Source organism: Streptomyces sp. HUAS YS2 (assembly GCF_033343995.1).
Classification (GTDB): domain Bacteria; phylum Actinomycetota; class Actinomycetes; order Streptomycetales; family Streptomycetaceae; genus Streptomyces; species Streptomyces solicathayae.
Genome location: NZ_CP137573.1, coordinates 1,803,724 through 1,818,793 on the forward strand (window position 1 = coordinate 1,803,724; position 15,070 = coordinate 1,818,793).

The window sequence follows — 15,070 nt, forward strand, 5'->3', positions numbered from 1 at the left end:
TCACCCTCCCCCGATGATCGCCGCGAGGGCGTCCACACCCTCGCGGGTGCCGACCGCGACGAGGGTGTCGCCGAGGCCGAGCCGGAAGTCGGGCCCGGGCGACGGGTGCACGCTGGTGCGGCGCAGCACGGCGACGATGGACGCGCCGGTACGGGTCCGGGCCCGGGTGTCGCCGAGGAGCCGCCCGGCGTACGGGGAGCGGGAGCCCACCGGGATGTGCTCGGTCACGAGGTCGAGGCCGTCGGTGTCGATGCCCTCCAGCCGCGTGGGGTCGATCAAGTGGGCGAGGGCGGTGGCCTCTTCGGGGTCGAGGGCGACGGACTCGCAGGCGTCGGGGTCGTCGGCGCGGTAGACGCCCAGGAAGCGGCGGCCGTCGTGGTGGACGACGACGGAGAGGTGGCCGCCGGACTCGGTGGTCAGGTCGTACTGCGTGCCGACACCGGGGAGCGGGATGCGACGCGTGCCCATGACGGTCGCCTCTCTGGGAGCAGCGGCCGGCCGGTGCGACCAACAACCGACAAGTAGGGACAGACAGCCGTAAAAACGACGTAACTCACCGTATCACCGACCCCCCTGGAGCGGGCGGTCCGCGGAGCCGGCCCCGGGCCCTGCTCCGGGCTGTGGACACGGCACTCGCCGAGCGGGCGCGGGGCGGGCGTACGGGAGGGGACCCGCGGGCACACCCGGCCGGCACGTCGCCGCGGTCCCGGCCCGCCCCGGCGGCGCCGAGTACGCCCGGGTCGCCGCTCGGCGGCGGCCGGCAGGCTCGGGCGTCAGCCGGCAGGCGGCGTACGCGTCCGATTCGTACAAGACCAGACCGGCGGCTCGCTCCTACCGTGAGGGCATGAACGCACCTCGACTCGACGTCATCGGCCTGGTCGTCTCCGACATGGCCGCCTCGCTCGACTTCTACCGCCGGCTCGGCCTGGACCTTCCGGCCGGTGCCGAGGCCGCCCCGCACGTGGAGGCCGGGCTGCCCGGCGGACTGCGGATCGCCTGGGACACGGAGCAGGTCGTCCGCTCGTTCGACCCGGAGTGGACCCGGCCGGTCGGCGGCGACCGGATCGGCCTGGCCTTCCGCTGCGACTCCCCCGCCGCGGTGGACGCGGTGTACGCGGCCCTGGTCGGCGCCGGGTACACGGGCCATCTGAAGCCGTGGGACGCGGAGTGGGGGCAGCGCTACGCGGTGGTGCTCGACCCGGACGGCAACGGCGTCAGCCTCTTCGCCGCCGCCGCGTAGGCGCTCAGCGTGGTGCCGGCCAGCGAGCGCGCCTCGCGCGCCAGGTGGGCCTGGTCGGCGCAGCCCGCCGCGACGGCGGCCTCGGCGAACGGCGTCCCGGCCGCGACCAGGGCCAGCGCGCGGCGCAGCCGCAGGATCCGGGCCAGGGTCTTGGGGCCGTAGCCGAACGCGGCGAGGGAGCGCCGGTGCAGTTGGCGGGCCCCGATCCCGACGGAGTCGGCGGTCTCGGCGACCGGCCGTCCCGCGCGGAGTCCGGCGACGACGGCCCGCAGCAGCGGATCGGGCGCGGGAGCGCGGGCGGCGAGCGTCAGGGCCACATCCTCCAGGGCGGCTGCGGAGTCGGCGGCCCGGGCGATGCTCCTGGCATGGCCTCGGGCCTCTCGCGCGCCCCACAGGTCGGCGAGTTCGACCCGCCGGTCGCGCAGTTCGTGGGCGGGGACGCCGAGCAGCCCCGGGGCGTCCCCGGGCGCGAACCGGACCCCGGCCCAGGCCGCGCCGCCCTCGGGCAGGTGGGCCCGGGTGTCGGGGCCGGCGACGAGCAGCCGGCCCTCGCTCCACAGCAGGTCCATGCAGCCGTCGGGCAGCACCGGCCGCACGTCGGCGGCGGCCCGGGACCCGATCGTCCAGACCACCGCCCCGTCGAGCCGCGAGGCGCGTTCCGCGTACACGCCGACCAGGGTAGGCGGCGCCCCCGCTCAGCGGGAGGCGGCCGGGATCTTCCCGTCCGCCGCCGGCTGCGCCTTGGCGATCATGCAGACGCCGTCCACGCACTGGCGTTCCAGGCGGCCCCGGGAGATCGTCTGCGCCAGGCCGACCATCCAGCAGGTGGGGCAGCCGCGGAAGGCGATCAGGGCCAGGGGGGCCGCGAGCAGGCCGGCCGGTCCGACGACGGGCACCATGGCGATCGAGCCGATGATCAGCCCGAAGCCGATGACGCCGCGCGCCAGATGGCGCGGGACGGACTTGCTCGCGAAGTTCGTCGCGTTCGCGCCACGCGCGGTGCTCGCCGGGCTCGCGGCGTTCGCCGGGCTCGGCACGTGCACGTGCTTCACGGTGATCACGTTGTCGGCAGTGGTCACGTTCTTGACGGTGGTCACGTTCTTCATGGTGTTCACGGTCGTGGGTCTCCTCCGACGGACGGGTCGATGGCTCGATCGGACGCTTCCAGTGAGTCGCGCAGCGCCGCCCGCGCCCGGTGCAGGCGCGACTTCATCGCGGCGTTGCTCAGGCCGAGCGCATGGGCGACGGTCCGGCCGGGCAGGCCCTGCACGTCCCGCATGACCAGGACCTGCCGCTGGTCCCGGGGCAGCGCCCCGACCGCGGCCGCGATCCGCTCCGCCTCCAGCCGGTGCAGCACCGCCTCCTCGGCGGACCGTTCCGGGGACACCTCGGCCTCGGCCGGCTCCTCGTCCCTGCGCGGGACGAGGAGCCGTACCTGCCGGAGGCATTCGTTGCGCACGATCCGGAACATCCAGGAGGCGAGCGCCCCGGTGGCCCGCAGGGTGCCGATCTTCCGGTAGAGGATGATCAGTGCCTCCTGCGCCGCGTCCTCCGCGTCCTGCGGGGAGGCGCACAGCGAGAGGGCGAACTTGCGGACGTGCGGCTGCGATTCCATGACGACGGTGGTGAGCGACGTGATGTCGCCGTCCTGGGCGGCCTTGATCAGCCGCTCGTCCGGCCAGCGGAAGCGTTGCTTCATGTGCGACTCTCAGCGGTTCAGGTAGCGCCGCATCAGGTGCCAGCTGCACGCGCCCACGAGCAGGACGGCGACCACTACGCCAACGGTGATCATCATTGGGGCTTCCTCCTGGTTCCGCCGGCCCGTTCGGCCGGTACGTGGATAGGAGGCGGGCAGCTCCGGAAAGGATTCGCCCCCGGTCGAAGTTTTCTCAGTCGCGTTCCCAGCCGCTGTGCAGGCGGGACTTCACGTCGTCCGGGGGCAGGAACTTCGACCAGCGCTCGGGGAACTCCGAGGGCATGTCCGGGTCGTCCTCGTCGACGTCGTCCGCCTCCGCCCGCGCGCGGGCCAGCAGCTCGGCTGCCTGGGCGGCACGGGCGCGCTCGTTGGCCTCGCGGGCCGCGGCCGTGGCGACCGAGGGCCAGACCCGGTCGATCGCGGCGTTCACGGCCGCGCCGACCAGCACCGCGAACGCCGAGATGCCGATCCACAGCAGCACCGCGATCGGCGCGGCGAGCGAGCCGTAGATCGTCGGTCCCTCGACCTGGCTGGTCAGGTAGATCCGCAGCACGAAGCTGCCGATCACCCACATCCCGAGGGCGACCAGCGCGCCGGGGATGTCCTCGATCCAGGGCGAGCGGACCGGGACGGACACGTGGTACAGCGTGGTCAGGAACGCGACCGAGAGCAGGATGACGGCCGGCCAGTACAGCACCGCGACCACTTCCGTGCCCCACGGGATCAGTTCGACGACCCGGTCCGGGCCGACCACGGCGAGCGGCAGCACGACCGCGCCGATCAGCAGCGCCACGATGTACAGCAGGAAGGCGAGCAGCCGGGTCGCGACGATGCCGCGGTGCCCGTCGAGCCCGTACATGACCGTGATCGTGTCGATGAAGACGTTCACCGCCCGGGAGCCGGACCACAGGGCGATCGCGAAGCCGATCGAGATCACGTCGGGCCGGCCGGCCCGGGTGACGTCCTCCAGGAGCGGTTTGGCGACGTCGTTGACGCCCCGGTCGGACAGCACCGTCCCGGCCGCGCGCAGAATGTTCTCCTGGATCGAGGCGACGGTGGTGGTGTCGGTCCAGTTGTCGACATAGCCGAGCAGACCGAGCAGACCGAGCATCAGCGGCGGCAGCGAGAGCAGCGTGAAGAACGCCGCCTCGGCGGCGAGCCCGAGGATGCGGTACTCGATGCACGAGTTGACGGTGTCCTTCAGGAGCAGCCAGACCAGCTTCCGCTTCGACACGTTGCGGTAGAGGACTCGGGCCCGGTGAAGTCTCCCCGGGGGCCGCTCGGGTGTTTCATTTGCTGCCTGCACCTCCTTACCGTAGCGGCATGGCAGCCACCACCCACACAGTGACCAACCAGGCTCCGCCCCTGGTGGGATATGACGTATTCACGTCCGACCGAGCGCTCACGGAGGCCGTCGAGCGCCACTTGGACCCCGAACTCCTTCCCGTGGCGCGGGAGGAGCTGGAGGTGCTGGGTCTCAGCGCGGGCTCGGCGCAGGCCCAGGAATGGGGGGTGCTGGCCAACGAGAATCCGCCGCGGCTGCGCACCCACGACCGCTACGGCAACCGGATCGACGAGGTCGAGTTCCATCCGGCCTGGCACCGGCTGCTCGGCAAGGGCGTCTCGGCCGGGCTGACGAACGCCTGGGGCCGGCCCGGCGGTCATGTCCGGCGGGCCGCCGGGTTCCTGGTCTGGACGCAGGCGGAGGCCGGGCACGGCTGTCCGCTGTCGATGACCCACGCCGCCGTGCCGGCGTTGCGCACCGACCCGGAGCTGGCCGCGGAGTGGGAGCCGCTGCTGACCTCCCAGGTGTACGAGGAGGGCCTGCGGCCGGCCACGGAGAAGGCCGGTGCGCTCTTCGGGATGGGCATGACGGAGAAGCAGGGCGGCAGCGACGTCCGCGCGAACACCACGGAGGCCCGGCCGCTGGCCGCCTCGGGCGAGTACGTGCTCACCGGGCACAAGTGGTTCTGCTCGGCGCCGATGTCCGACGGCTTCCTGGTGCTCGCCCAGGCGCCGGGGGGTCTCACCTGCTTCCTGGTGCCGCGGGTGCTGCCGGACGGCAGCCGCAACGTGTTCGCGATCCAGCGGCTGAAGGACAAGCTGGGCAACAAGTCGAACGCGTCGAGCGAGGTGGAGTTCGACGGGACCTGGGCGCGCCGGGTCGGCGACGAGGGCCGGGGCGTGCGCACGATCATCGAGATGGTGGCGGCGACCCGGCTCGACTGCGTGCTGGGCTCGGCGGCGCTGATGCGGCAGGCGGTGGCGCAGGCCGTGCACCACGCGGCGTACCGCAGCGCCTTCGGCGGGGTGCTGATCGAGAAGCCGCTGATGCGCAACGTGCTCGCGGACCTGGCGCTGGAGTCGGAGGCGGCGACGACGCTGGGGCTGCGCCTCGCCGCCGCCTACGACTCGGGGTCGGAGACGGACCGGGCGTTCCTGCGGCTCGCGGTGCCGGCGGCGAAGTACTGGGTGACGAAGCGCTGCACGCCGGTGGCGGCGGAGGCGCTGGAGTGCCTGGGCGGCAACGGGTACGTGGAGGAGTCGGGGATGCCTCGGCTGCTGCGCGAGTCGCCGCTGAACTCGATCTGGGAGGGCTCCGGCAACGTCCAGGCGCTGGACGTGCTGCGGGCGCTGCAGAGGGAGCCGGAGGCGCTGAACGCGTTCCTGCAGGAGGTCGGACAGGCGCGCGGCGCGGACCACCGGCTGGACGGCGCGATCAAGGGGCTGCTGACCGAACTGGCCGATCTGGACGGGATCGAGGCGCGGGCGCGCCGGCTCGTCGAGCGGATGGCGCTCGTGCTCCAGGGCTCGCTGCTGGTGCGCTGGGCACCGCCGGAGGTGGCGGACGCGTTCTGCGCCTCGCGGCTCGGCGGTGACTGGGGAACGGCCTTCGGGACGCTTCCGCACTCGCTCGATCTGGCGAAGGTGGTGGAGCGGGCGCGCGCGGCGGTCTGAGCTGCCCGAAGAGGCAAAAGCCGAGGGTGGTGCTGCGCCGACACGGCACCACCCTCCGCTGGTGCACCACCCTCACGCACGTCCCCGGAGTCCGCCAGAGTTGCAGACGGTTGCAGGATTGTCCGAACCGCCCTTCGCCGGGAAGGCCGGGGCGGCACGATGGGGTCGCAGGGCTCCCACGCCTGCAGAACCGATACAGCACCACCGGTGCCTGGGGGATACCGATGAAGAACACCGCGCTCGACATGCGTCGTCTGGCCGCCATGGACGCCGTGCAGGCGGCCCGGCTGCTCCACCGGGTGCGGGAGGAGACGCTGGCGGGCCGGCAGCCGCCGATAGCTCCGCGCCCGGTGATCGACGCGTCGTGGCGGCGGATGTTCCGGCTCGGGCTCGACCCGGACCAGGACACCAGCAGCGTCCTGCTGCACCGCGACGAGCTGGAGGAGCGGCGCCGCACGACGCTCATCGGCGAGCTGATGCGCACGCTCAGCGCCGGGCTGAGCGGGATCGCCGACGCCTCGATGCAGATCATGGTGGTCACCGACGAGCACGGCCGGGTGCTGTGGCGCGAGGGCAACATGGCGGTGCTCCGCAAGGCCCACGGGATCTGTCTGGAGGAGGGCGCGGCCTGGGCGGAGTCGGCCACGGGCACGAACGCGGTGGGTACGGCGCTGGCGGTGCGGCGGGCGGTGCAGGTGCACTCGGCCGAGCACTACGTGCACACCCTGCACAACTGGACCTGCGCCGCCGCCCCCGTGCACGACCCGCGCGACCAGCGGCTGCTCGGCATCGTGGACGTGAGCGGTCCGGCGTCCAGCTTCCATCCGGCCACCCTCGCGCTGGTCGGCTCGGTGGCGCAGCTCGCCGAGGCGGAGATGCGGGAGCGGCACCTGCGGTCGGTGGAGCGGCTGCGCTCGGTCGCGGCGCCGATCCTGTGCCGGGTGGGCGGCCGGGCGATCGCGGTGGACACGCACGGCTGGACGGCGGCGGTGACCGGGATGGCTCCGGTGGACCGGCTGACGCTGCCCAAGTCGTTCCGGGCGGGCCGGGTGTGGCTGCCGTCCCTCGGGATGTGCGCGGTGGAGCCGCTGCCGGGCGGCTGGCTGCTGCGGGTCACCGAGGAGACCCCGGCGGAGGGCGGCGCGGCGAGCCGGGTGGTGCTCGACCTGAGCAGGCCGCGCCGCTGGACGGTGGCGGTGTCGGGCGCGGCGGGCAGTTGGACGCAGGAGCTGAGCCCCCGTCATGCGGAGCTGCTCTGGGTACTGGCCCGGCACCCGGCGGGCCGGACCGCCGCGGAACTGGCGGAGGACGTGTTCGGCGACCGGACGAGGACGGTCACGGTCCGGGCGGAGATGTCGCGGATCCGCCGCAACCTGGCGAGCGTGCTGGCCCACCGCCCGTACCGCTTCAGCGAGGAGGTCACCGTCGAACTCGTCACCCCGCCCCTCCCCGCCGACCTCCTCCCCCACTCGACGGCCCCGGCGGTCCTGGCGGTACGACACGAACCATGAGACGTCCTCGTACTCCCTTCAGCCGTTGTAGCGGTCGCTGGTGCGGTGCCACTCGTGGTTGCCGCCGAGCCAGGCCCACACGTCCGCGAGGTAGCGCTGAAGCGGGGCGAACCCGGTGGCGCACAGAGCGGCGGACTCCTCCTCGACCTGGTGCATCAGCTCGTCGTGCGCCGCCACGGTCCGCGCCACGGCCTCCTCCCGCGAGCAGCACTCCTCGGCCTCGATCAGCGCGGGCAGATTGAAGTTGACGGCCGAGCCGCGGTCCTCGCGGTCCATCGAGTAGAGGTCGTTGACGATCACGCTCGCGCTGGCGGCCATCGTCTGCACGCGCCGCACCCTGGGGGACGCGTACACGGCGACCGGCAGTTCGTACCCGCCGACCGCGTCGAGCATCACCATGCAGGGCATGAAACTGTTGTCCTGCCGCACCATCAGGAACTCCCACACCTGAGGGGTCCGGCCCGAGACCCGCCACTGGGCCTCGGCGGTGTAGCCGGAGAAGAGCACGCTCAGCTCGTGGCGGTACTTGGTGATCTGCTCGAAGTTCGCGTAGCGGGCGAGGTGTGCCGTGCTGGAGCGCAGGGAGACCAGGACGGGGTCGTCCCTCATGCGCTCCTCCAGCGCGGGTGCGTAGGCGGACGGGAGGTGGGCCGGGTCCACCGCCGCCGTGGCCAGCGAGAGGTTCGTGGCGACGTCCATCGGCACGGCTCCGGCGGTCTCGTCGTCGCAGTAGTAGTCGTCGGTGGCCCACTGCGCGAGGGTGCACTTGGCCGCCGCGAGCAGCCGGTCCGGGTCGTCGACCTGAGCGAAGGCGAGCATGATCATCCGGCCGAGGCTCAGGGATCTGACGTCGTCCAGCCTGCCCTCGTAGATGCCGACCTGTTCGGCCCACTCGACCAGCCGGTCGTCGACCTCCCGGCCGAGCGCGTCGTCGATGCGCGCGGGCGGCGGACAGTACAGCCGGGGGACCCGCCCGGACCCGTGCGGCGCACCACGGTCCGGCGCGCCCGGCGTCTCGCGGGGCAGGAACAGCCGGGCCGCCGACGTGCCGAATCCACTGGGGCCCGCGAGGGCGCGCTCGAGCGCCGCGAGCGCCTCCCCCTCCGGCATGGCGGACGGCCGGGGCGGCGCGGGCGGAGGCTCTCCCGCGGAGGGGGTGGGGAGGCGGAGGCCGGGAGGCGCGGGAAGCCGGAAGGTGTCCATGGCCCCCAGTAAAGGTCGAGGCCGCCGGGCACCGGGCGGGGACGGGCGCGACACCCGGTGAGCGGTACCCGGGTGTACGAGTGCCGCCGCCTCGCCCGTGCGCCGGGCGGAGGCCGGGGCGCGGAGAGTGGTTCCGGAAGCATGCCCGGCATGGTGCGCTCCGGCTCGAAGGGACACCCGGTACTAGTGGGGGCGAACGACCGGTTCTCCCCGAGGAGTGTCGAGAGATGGCCGGGAACATCGTGGATCTGCGCGTCCACGGCCAGGATTTCGCGCGCAACCCCTATCCGTACTACGAGGAACTGCGGAGGTCGGGGCCCGTGCACCGCGCGATCCTCCAGGACGACCGGGAGGCGTGGCTGGTGCTCGGGTACGAGGAGTCGAAACTGGCCCTCACGCACCCCGGTCTGGCGAAGGACTGGCGGGCGTCCCCCGCGGAGTGGCGCGAGCAGCAGGTCGGCGACGCGAACGCGACGGCGCCCCTGTTCGGCCTGCACATACTGGTGGCCGATCATCCCGACCACGGGCGGCTGCGCAAGCCCGCCGCCAAGGCGTTCAGCCCCCGGCGGCTGGAAGCGCTGCGGCCACGCGTCACGGAGATCGTCGGCGAACTCACGGCCGCGCTGTCCGCCGAGTCCTCCGGCCGTCGCGCCGACCTCGTCGAGGACTTCGCCTTCCCGTTGTCGCTCGGGGTCATCTGCGACGTGCTCGGGGTGCCCTTCGCCGATCAGCAGCATTTCAGGGCGCACTCCCGGGCCGTCGTCTGCCCGACGGGCAAGGACGCCTACCTGGCCGCCTGCCACGCCCTCGTCGACTATCTCGGCGACCTCATCGACCGCAAGCGCGCCGCGCCCGGCCCGGACCTGCTGAGCACTCTCATCGAGTGCAGCGACGAGGACCGGGACGCCATGTCCCCGACCGAGCTGCGCGCGGCCGCCTTCGTGCTCCTGGTCGCCGGACACGAGACCTCGGTGAACCTGATCTCCGGCTCGGTGTTCGCGCTGCTCCGGCACCCGCGGCAGCTCGCCGCGGTGCGGGAGGATCCCGGCCTGATCGACAACGCCGTCGAGGAGACCCTGCGGTACGACGGCCCGGCGGAGATGACGACCCGGCGGTTCGCCGCGGCTCCGGTGCGGATCGGCGACACCGTGATCCCGGGTGACGGCGACGAGGTGCTGATCGTGCTGGCGTCCGCCAACCACGACCACGCGTACTTCCCCGACCCGCAGCGCTTCGACATCCACCGCGACACCCACGGCCATCTGGCCTTCGGCCACGGCATGCATTTCTGCCTGGGGGCCGCTCTGGCGCGCATGGAGGGCCAGCTCGCGCTGCGGGGTCTGCTCCGGGCCTTTCCGGACCTGGCGCTGGACGCCGACCCGGCGACGCTCGCGTGGCGGCCGGGGTGTCCCATCCGCGGACTGGAACGGCTTCCCGTGCGCTACTGACACCACGGCCGACCCGTCAGCGAGCAGATCCTCCTCCCCCGTATCCAGGAGTTCAGGTGAACCGACCGCCCCGCTTCCCCGCCGGCCTCGTGCTGTATCCGCATTCGTTCCGGAACTGGTCGGGCGAGACACGTGTCCCACATGTCTGGACCTGCGCGCCGGTGACGCCGCAGGACGTGGTCACGCTGGCGAACTGGGCGCACGCCGAGGGCTGGCGGCTGCGCCCCGCGGGCAAGGCGCACAACTGGTCGCCGCTGGTCGTCGACGAGGACACCGGGGGCGAGGTGCTGCTGGTCGACACCACGCAGTACCTGACGCGGGTGCGGGTGCATGCCTGCGAGCCGGACGGGTCCGGCAGCGTCACGGCCGAGACGGGGGTCACGGTCGAGGCGCTGCTGTCGGCCCTGGAGGCGGCCGGGCAGGGGCTGACGGCCGTTCCGGCGACCGGGGAGCCCACGCTGGGCGGCGTGCTGGCGGTCGGCGCCCACGGCGCCGGCGTTCCCGCGCCCGGCGAACAGCCGTCTCCCGGCTCGTCGTTCGGCTCGCTGAGCGACCGGGTGCTGTCGCTCACCGCGGTGGTGTGGAACGCCGACCGCGGAGGCTACGAGCTTCGGGTCTTCGACCGTACGGACGCGGAGTCCGGCCCCTTGCTGACCTGCCTCGGCCGGATGTTCCTGACCGAGGTCACGCTGCGCACCGAGCCCGACCGGCGGCTGCGCTGCGTCAGTCACTGCGAGGCCCGGGCGAGCGACGTGTTCGCGGCGCCCGCGGAGCGGCGCCCCGGTTCCTTCGCCGAACTCCTCGAACGGACCGGCCGGGCAGAGCTGTTGTGGTGGCCGTTCACCGACACGACGTGGATCAAGTCGTGGTCGGTGACACCGGTCAAGCCGGAGCTCTCGCGCGAGGTGGACTCCCCGTACAACTATCCCTTCACCGACCGGCTCCCGGAGGAGGCGTCCGAACTCGTCCGGAAGATCGTCAGGGGGCAGGGCGAACTGACCCCGGCCTTCTGCGCCGCCCAATCGGAGTCGATCAGGGCCGGCCTCGCGGCCACGGCGGCGCACGACCTGTGGGGCTGGTCCAAGAACCTCCTGCTCTACCTGCGGCCCAGCGCGCTGCGCATGACCACCAACGGCTATGCCGTGGTCACCGCGCGCGGCGAGGTCCAGCGGGTGGTCAGCGAGTTCCAGTCCTTCCTGGCCGACCTCGTCGAGAGGTACCGGGAGCGCGGGGAGTACCCGATGAACGGCCCGCTGGAGATCAGGGTCACCGGTACGGACACCGCGCCCGGGGCCGATCCGCTGCTGTCGCCCGTCCGACCGGATCCCGACCACCCCGAGTGGGACGTGGCGGTCTGGCTCGACGTGGTGACCCTCCCCGGCACACCCTCGTCGGGGCCGTTCTACCGGGAGATCGAGGAGTGGGTGTTCACGACGTTCACGGGTGACCGCGGTGTCGTGCGCCCGGAGTGGTCGAAGGGCTGGGCGTACACGGACGGCCGGGGTCCGTGGAGCAACGCCCGGGTGATCGCGGAGACCATCCCGGAGGCCTTCCCGGACTGGTCCGCCGTGTGCGCCGCCCTGACCTCCCTCGATCCGCACGCGGTCTTCGACAGCGCCTTCGTGTCCGGCCTGCTGCACGGACCCTCGCTCGTGGGGGCACGCCGCTGATCGCGGCCTCGGCGCGGCTCAGACCGCCTCGGCGGCGAGGGCCGCGGCCGTGGGCGGGTTGGCGCCGCGGACGGCGCAGGTCGCCGCCGCGACGCGGGTGCCGAAGGCGACCGCGTCGTGCAGCACCGTGCTCGTGAGGGCGGCCGGCCGGCCGCCGAGCACGCCGGCGAGGTGCAGCCGGTGCAGCAGGCCCGCGGTGAACGCGTCGCCCGCGCCGACCGTGTCGACCACGTCGACCGCCGGCGCGGGGACGCGGGTGCGGACGCCGTCGTACGAGACGAGCGCACCGGCGCCGCCGAGGGTGACGACGACCAGTGGGACGCCTGCGCGGTGCCAGTCGTCGCAGGCCTGCTCCGGGCTCAGGCCGGGATGCAGATGCGCGAGGTCGTCCTCGCTGAGCCGCAGGATGTCGGCGAGGGCGCACCAGCGGGGCAGCCGCGCACGGTACTCGGCGGGTGCGACGAGCAGCGGGCGGACGTTCGGGTCGAGGGAGACCGTGGTGTCCGGGCGGAGCCGCTCCAGCAGGGCCTCGACCGCACCGGCGCCGGGCTCGCGTACGAGCGCGAGGGAGCCGGTGTGCAGGCAGGCGGCGCCGAGCCCGGCGACGGGCGCGAGTTCGGCGCCGGTCCACTGCCAGTCGGCGGTGGCCTCGGCGTGGAAGGAGTACTCGGCCCGGCCGTCGGCGCCGAGCCCGGCGACGGCCAGGGTGCTGGGCTCGGCGGCGTCCGGGGCGAGGTCGAGTCGGACCCCGGCCCCGGCGAGCCGCCGCCGGAACATCCGGCCGAACACGTCGCCGGAGAACCGGCCGAGGAAGTGGGTGGCGGTGCCGAGGCGGGCGAGCGCCACGGCGGTGTTCGCGGGCCCGCCACCGGGCAGGACGTCGAGCCGCAGTCCTGCGTCGTCCGTCCCGCCGGGGACGACGAAGGCGTCGGCGACGCACTCGCCGAGTACGGCCACGGGGCGGGTCTCGCTCATGCGGGTTCCTTTCGACGGCGCTCGCGGCGGAGTCCGTCACCCGTCGTCGATCGAGCCCTTCCCGGGCACCGTACAGCTCACCCGGTCCCGCTCCGCCGCGCCAGGAACGTGCTGATCAGCGAGCCGGGATCGGGCGAGCCGGCGCCGGCGTCCACGGACTGATCACCCGTCCACATCGTGGACCCGCTCCTCGCTCCGGGCGCCGGCGGACGCCGTCCGCCGTCAGTTCTCGATGAACTGGTAGTCCTCGGCGATCCGGCCGTCCTCGGCGAGGACCAGGAACTCCAGTCCGCCGCCTCCCGGCTCACCGGTCTCGGCGAGCACGGCCTCCCAGCGGAACTTGACCACGTTCCCGAGGCGCTCGGCGTCCTGGACCGCGCGGAAGGTCATGGTGCCCGGCGCGACGAAGTCCTCGTACGCGCGGCGCACCCGGGCTTCCAGCTCGACGTGGCCGCGGGCCTTCAGCTCGGGCTCGGCGAAGCCCAGCTCGCGGGCGGTCTTGCGCATCTCCTGCGGCGGCTGGAGGACGTGCTCCCCGTCCTCGTGCCACAGCTCCCGGACCGTCCGGCGGCGGACCTCGGCGTCGGGCTCGTTCCAGAGCGCGCTGTAGCGGTCGGCGAGGTCCTGCGGGGTGGTGTACGACATGGCTGCTCCCTGGTTCTCCGGCGTCCGGTGCGATGCGGTGCGCCGGGGTGCGGTGTGTGCATCCAGATTCCGGACCCGCGCAGGTCGCGGCAATTCCCCGAAGGGAATGACCCGGCCGTGCCGGCTGAGGTAGACACGGGAGCGTGACCACCGAGACACGACCGAACGGCCTGGGCCGATCCCTGCGCGACTGGCGGACCCGCCGCCGGGTGAGCCAGCTGGAGCTGGCCACGCGGGCCGGAACCACCCAGCGGTACGTGAGCTTCATCGAGAGCGGCCGGTCCCTCCCGGGCCGGGCGATGGTCGTGCGGATCGCGGAGTCCCTGGAGGTGCCGCTGCGCGAGCGGAACGCCCTGCTGCTCGCGGCGGGCTACGCCCCGGCGTACCAGGAGTCCCGGCTGGACGATCCGCGGCTCGCGCCGGTGCGCGCCGCGCTGACCCAGGTGATGGAGGCGCACCACCCGTACCCCGCGGTGATCGTGGACCGGTACGCGGACCTGGTGGCCTGCAACGCGGCCTTCACGGCGCTGGTGGCGACGGCCGACCCGGCGCTCCTGACACCTCCCGTCGACGTGGCCCGGCTGCTGCTGCACCCGCGCGGCCTCGCGCCGCGGATCGTGAACCTGGAGGAGTGGGCCTGGCACATCCTGGACGCCATGAACACGGAGGCCGTCCGCAACCCGGACGACCGGCTCACCCAGCGGGCGGCCGAGCTGGCCCGGCTCGTACCCGAACGGCCCTCGAACCCGGGGCCCGACTACGTGGGCTTCGCCGTGCCGCTGCGGCTGCGCGTACCGGGGAGCACGGAGGAGCTGCGCCTGCTGACCACGCTCACCCGCTTCGGTACCGCGGCCGACGTCACGGTTGCGGAGCTGAAGCTGGAGGCCTTCCTGCCGGCGGACGCACGGACCGCGGAGCTGCTGGCCGAGGCGGCCCCGGCCCCGGCGCCGGCCGCGGCCCCGCGCCCGGACCCCCGGTAGGAATCTCGCCGTCCACATGATGCGATGGGCCCATGAGCACCATCACTCTCACCACCTGGTCCCTCGAACAGACCGACCCGTCCGACCTGCGTCCCGCCACCGAGCCGGAGGGCGACGACGTACGGATCGTGCGGGCCGAAATGCCCTCGCCGGAGTTCAGCCGCTTCCTCTACACGGCGGTCGGCGGCGACATCCGCTGGAACGACCGGCTGCCGCTGACGTACAAGCAGTGGCAGGAGATCGTCGAGAAGCCGGGTGCCGAGCTCTGGGTGGCGTACGAGAAGGGGACGCCGGCCGGCTACGTGGAGCTGGACCCTCAGGACGACGGCGTGGTGGAGATCGTCTACTTCGGCCTGATCCCGGCCTTCCGGGGCCGCCGGATCGGCGGGCACCTGCTCTCCGAGGGCGTGCGGCGCGCCTGGGACCTGGCCGAGCGCTGGCCGGACCGGGAGCCGACGAAGCGGGTGTGGCTGCACACCTGCTCGCTGGACGGCCCGCACGCGATGGACAACTATCAGCGCCGCGGCTTCCGGCTCTTCGACACCAAGGTGGAGCAGGTCGAGGAGTCCGAGACCCCCGGCCCCTGGCCGGGCGCGCACGCCTGACCGACTCCCCCGTACGACCGGGCCCGCAGGAGGGCCTGCGCAGGCTCGACGTGACCCACGGCATACCGTCTCGCGATGCGGGACGGTGGTGTCCACATGATGGATGAAGCTGGACTGGGTCCAAAGTCCCGTGACACGC

General features: G+C 73.3%; 15 protein-coding genes. 7 read left to right on the top strand and 8 right to left on the bottom strand.

Features of this window, described 5'->3' with window-relative positions; all coding sequences use genetic code 11:
- Nucleotides 1–468 carry a cation:proton antiporter regulatory subunit gene (locus R2D22_RS08220; protein WP_318102272.1) on the bottom strand — a complete coding sequence of 156 codons (468 nt, stop codon included), beginning with the start codon at nt 466–468 and terminating at the stop codon, nt 1–3.
- 376 nt (nt 469–844) lie between these two features.
- Between R2D22_RS08220 and R2D22_RS08225 the strand changes: the two genes are divergently transcribed.
- The gene (locus R2D22_RS08225) at nt 845–1,240 is read left to right on the top strand and encodes a VOC family protein (protein WP_318102274.1); all 396 of its coding nucleotides are present in this window, start codon (nt 845–847) and stop codon (nt 1,238–1,240) included.
- Here the strand turns inward: R2D22_RS08225 and R2D22_RS08230 are convergent.
- The 4 genes from R2D22_RS08230 to R2D22_RS08245 all read right to left on the bottom strand — a co-directional run bounded on the left by R2D22_RS08230 (nt 1,180) and on the right by R2D22_RS08245 (nt 4,242).
- Nucleotides 1,180–1,908 carry a helix-turn-helix domain-containing protein gene (locus tag R2D22_RS08230; RefSeq protein WP_318102275.1) on the bottom strand — a complete coding sequence of 243 codons (729 nt, stop codon included), beginning with the start codon at nt 1,906–1,908 and terminating at the stop codon, nt 1,180–1,182. The two genes, R2D22_RS08225 and R2D22_RS08230, sit on opposite strands and share 61 nt — an antisense overlap.
- Before the next feature lie 27 nt (nt 1,909–1,935).
- A complete protein-coding gene (locus R2D22_RS08235) occupies nt 1,936–2,298 on the bottom strand; it encodes a hypothetical protein (RefSeq protein ID WP_411977128.1) in 363 nt (120 codons plus the stop codon).
- Between the two features lie 53 nt (nt 2,299–2,351).
- The gene (locus tag R2D22_RS08240) at nt 2,352–2,939 is read right to left on the bottom strand and encodes an RNA polymerase sigma factor (protein ID WP_318102278.1); all 588 of its coding nucleotides are present in this window, start codon (nt 2,937–2,939) and stop codon (nt 2,352–2,354) included.
- A gap of 190 nt (nt 2,940–3,129) precedes the next feature.
- Complete coding sequence (locus R2D22_RS08245) at nt 3,130–4,242, bottom strand: YihY/virulence factor BrkB family protein (RefSeq protein WP_318102280.1); 1,113 nt, start codon at nt 4,240–4,242, stop codon at nt 3,130–3,132.
- 17 nt (nt 4,243–4,259) lie between these two features.
- Here R2D22_RS08245 and R2D22_RS08250 point away from each other — a divergent pair, with 17 nt between their 5' ends.
- Together R2D22_RS08250 and R2D22_RS08255 are read left to right on the top strand one after the other, a co-directional pair.
- Entirely contained in the window at nt 4,260–5,894 is a 1,635-nt protein-coding gene (locus R2D22_RS08250; RefSeq protein ID WP_318102281.1) for an acyl-CoA dehydrogenase family protein, read from the top strand.
- Nucleotides 5,895–6,118: 224 nt separating this feature from the next.
- Nucleotides 6,119–7,405, top strand: a complete 1,287-nt coding sequence (locus R2D22_RS08255) for a helix-turn-helix domain-containing protein (protein WP_318102283.1) — start codon at nt 6,119–6,121, stop codon at nt 7,403–7,405.
- Between the two features lie 18 nt (nt 7,406–7,423).
- Here R2D22_RS08255 and R2D22_RS08260 read toward each other — a convergent pair whose 3' ends face one another.
- Nucleotides 7,424–8,608, bottom strand: a complete 1,185-nt coding sequence (locus R2D22_RS08260) for a family 2 encapsulin nanocompartment cargo protein terpene cyclase (protein ID WP_318102284.1) — start codon at nt 8,606–8,608, stop codon at nt 7,424–7,426.
- 227 nt (nt 8,609–8,835) lie between these two features.
- Between R2D22_RS08260 and R2D22_RS08265 the strand changes: the two genes are divergently transcribed.
- On the top strand, nt 8,836–10,056 hold the full coding sequence (locus R2D22_RS08265; RefSeq protein ID WP_318102286.1) for a cytochrome P450 family protein: 1,221 nt from the start codon (nt 8,836–8,838) through the stop codon (nt 10,054–10,056).
- 56 nt (nt 10,057–10,112) lie between these two features.
- The gene (locus R2D22_RS08270; protein WP_318102287.1) at nt 10,113–11,726 is read left to right on the top strand and encodes a cholesterol oxidase substrate-binding domain-containing protein; all 1,614 of its coding nucleotides are present in this window, start codon (nt 10,113–10,115) and stop codon (nt 11,724–11,726) included.
- 18 nt (nt 11,727–11,744) lie between these two features.
- On the opposite strand, the gene R2D22_RS08275 is transcribed toward R2D22_RS08270, so the two are convergent.
- Together R2D22_RS08275 and R2D22_RS08280 are read right to left on the bottom strand one after the other, a co-directional pair.
- Nucleotides 11,745–12,701: a carbohydrate kinase family protein gene (locus tag R2D22_RS08275; protein ID WP_318102288.1), complete on the bottom strand. Its 957-nt coding sequence runs from the start codon at nt 12,699–12,701 to the stop codon at nt 11,745–11,747.
- Between the two features lie 222 nt (nt 12,702–12,923).
- Complete coding sequence (locus R2D22_RS08280; RefSeq protein WP_318102289.1) at nt 12,924–13,346, bottom strand: hypothetical protein; 423 nt, start codon at nt 13,344–13,346, stop codon at nt 12,924–12,926.
- Nucleotides 13,347–13,489: 143 nt separating this feature from the next.
- Here R2D22_RS08280 and R2D22_RS08285 point away from each other — a divergent pair, with 143 nt between their 5' ends.
- Together R2D22_RS08285 and R2D22_RS08290 are read left to right on the top strand one after the other, a co-directional pair.
- Nucleotides 13,490–14,326 carry a helix-turn-helix domain-containing protein gene (locus R2D22_RS08285; protein WP_318102290.1) on the top strand — a complete coding sequence of 279 codons (837 nt, stop codon included), beginning with the start codon at nt 13,490–13,492 and terminating at the stop codon, nt 14,324–14,326.
- A gap of 32 nt (nt 14,327–14,358) precedes the next feature.
- The gene (locus R2D22_RS08290) at nt 14,359–14,931 is read left to right on the top strand and encodes a GNAT family N-acetyltransferase (RefSeq protein WP_318102291.1); all 573 of its coding nucleotides are present in this window, start codon (nt 14,359–14,361) and stop codon (nt 14,929–14,931) included.
- Nucleotides 14,932–15,070 lie beyond the last annotated feature (139 nt).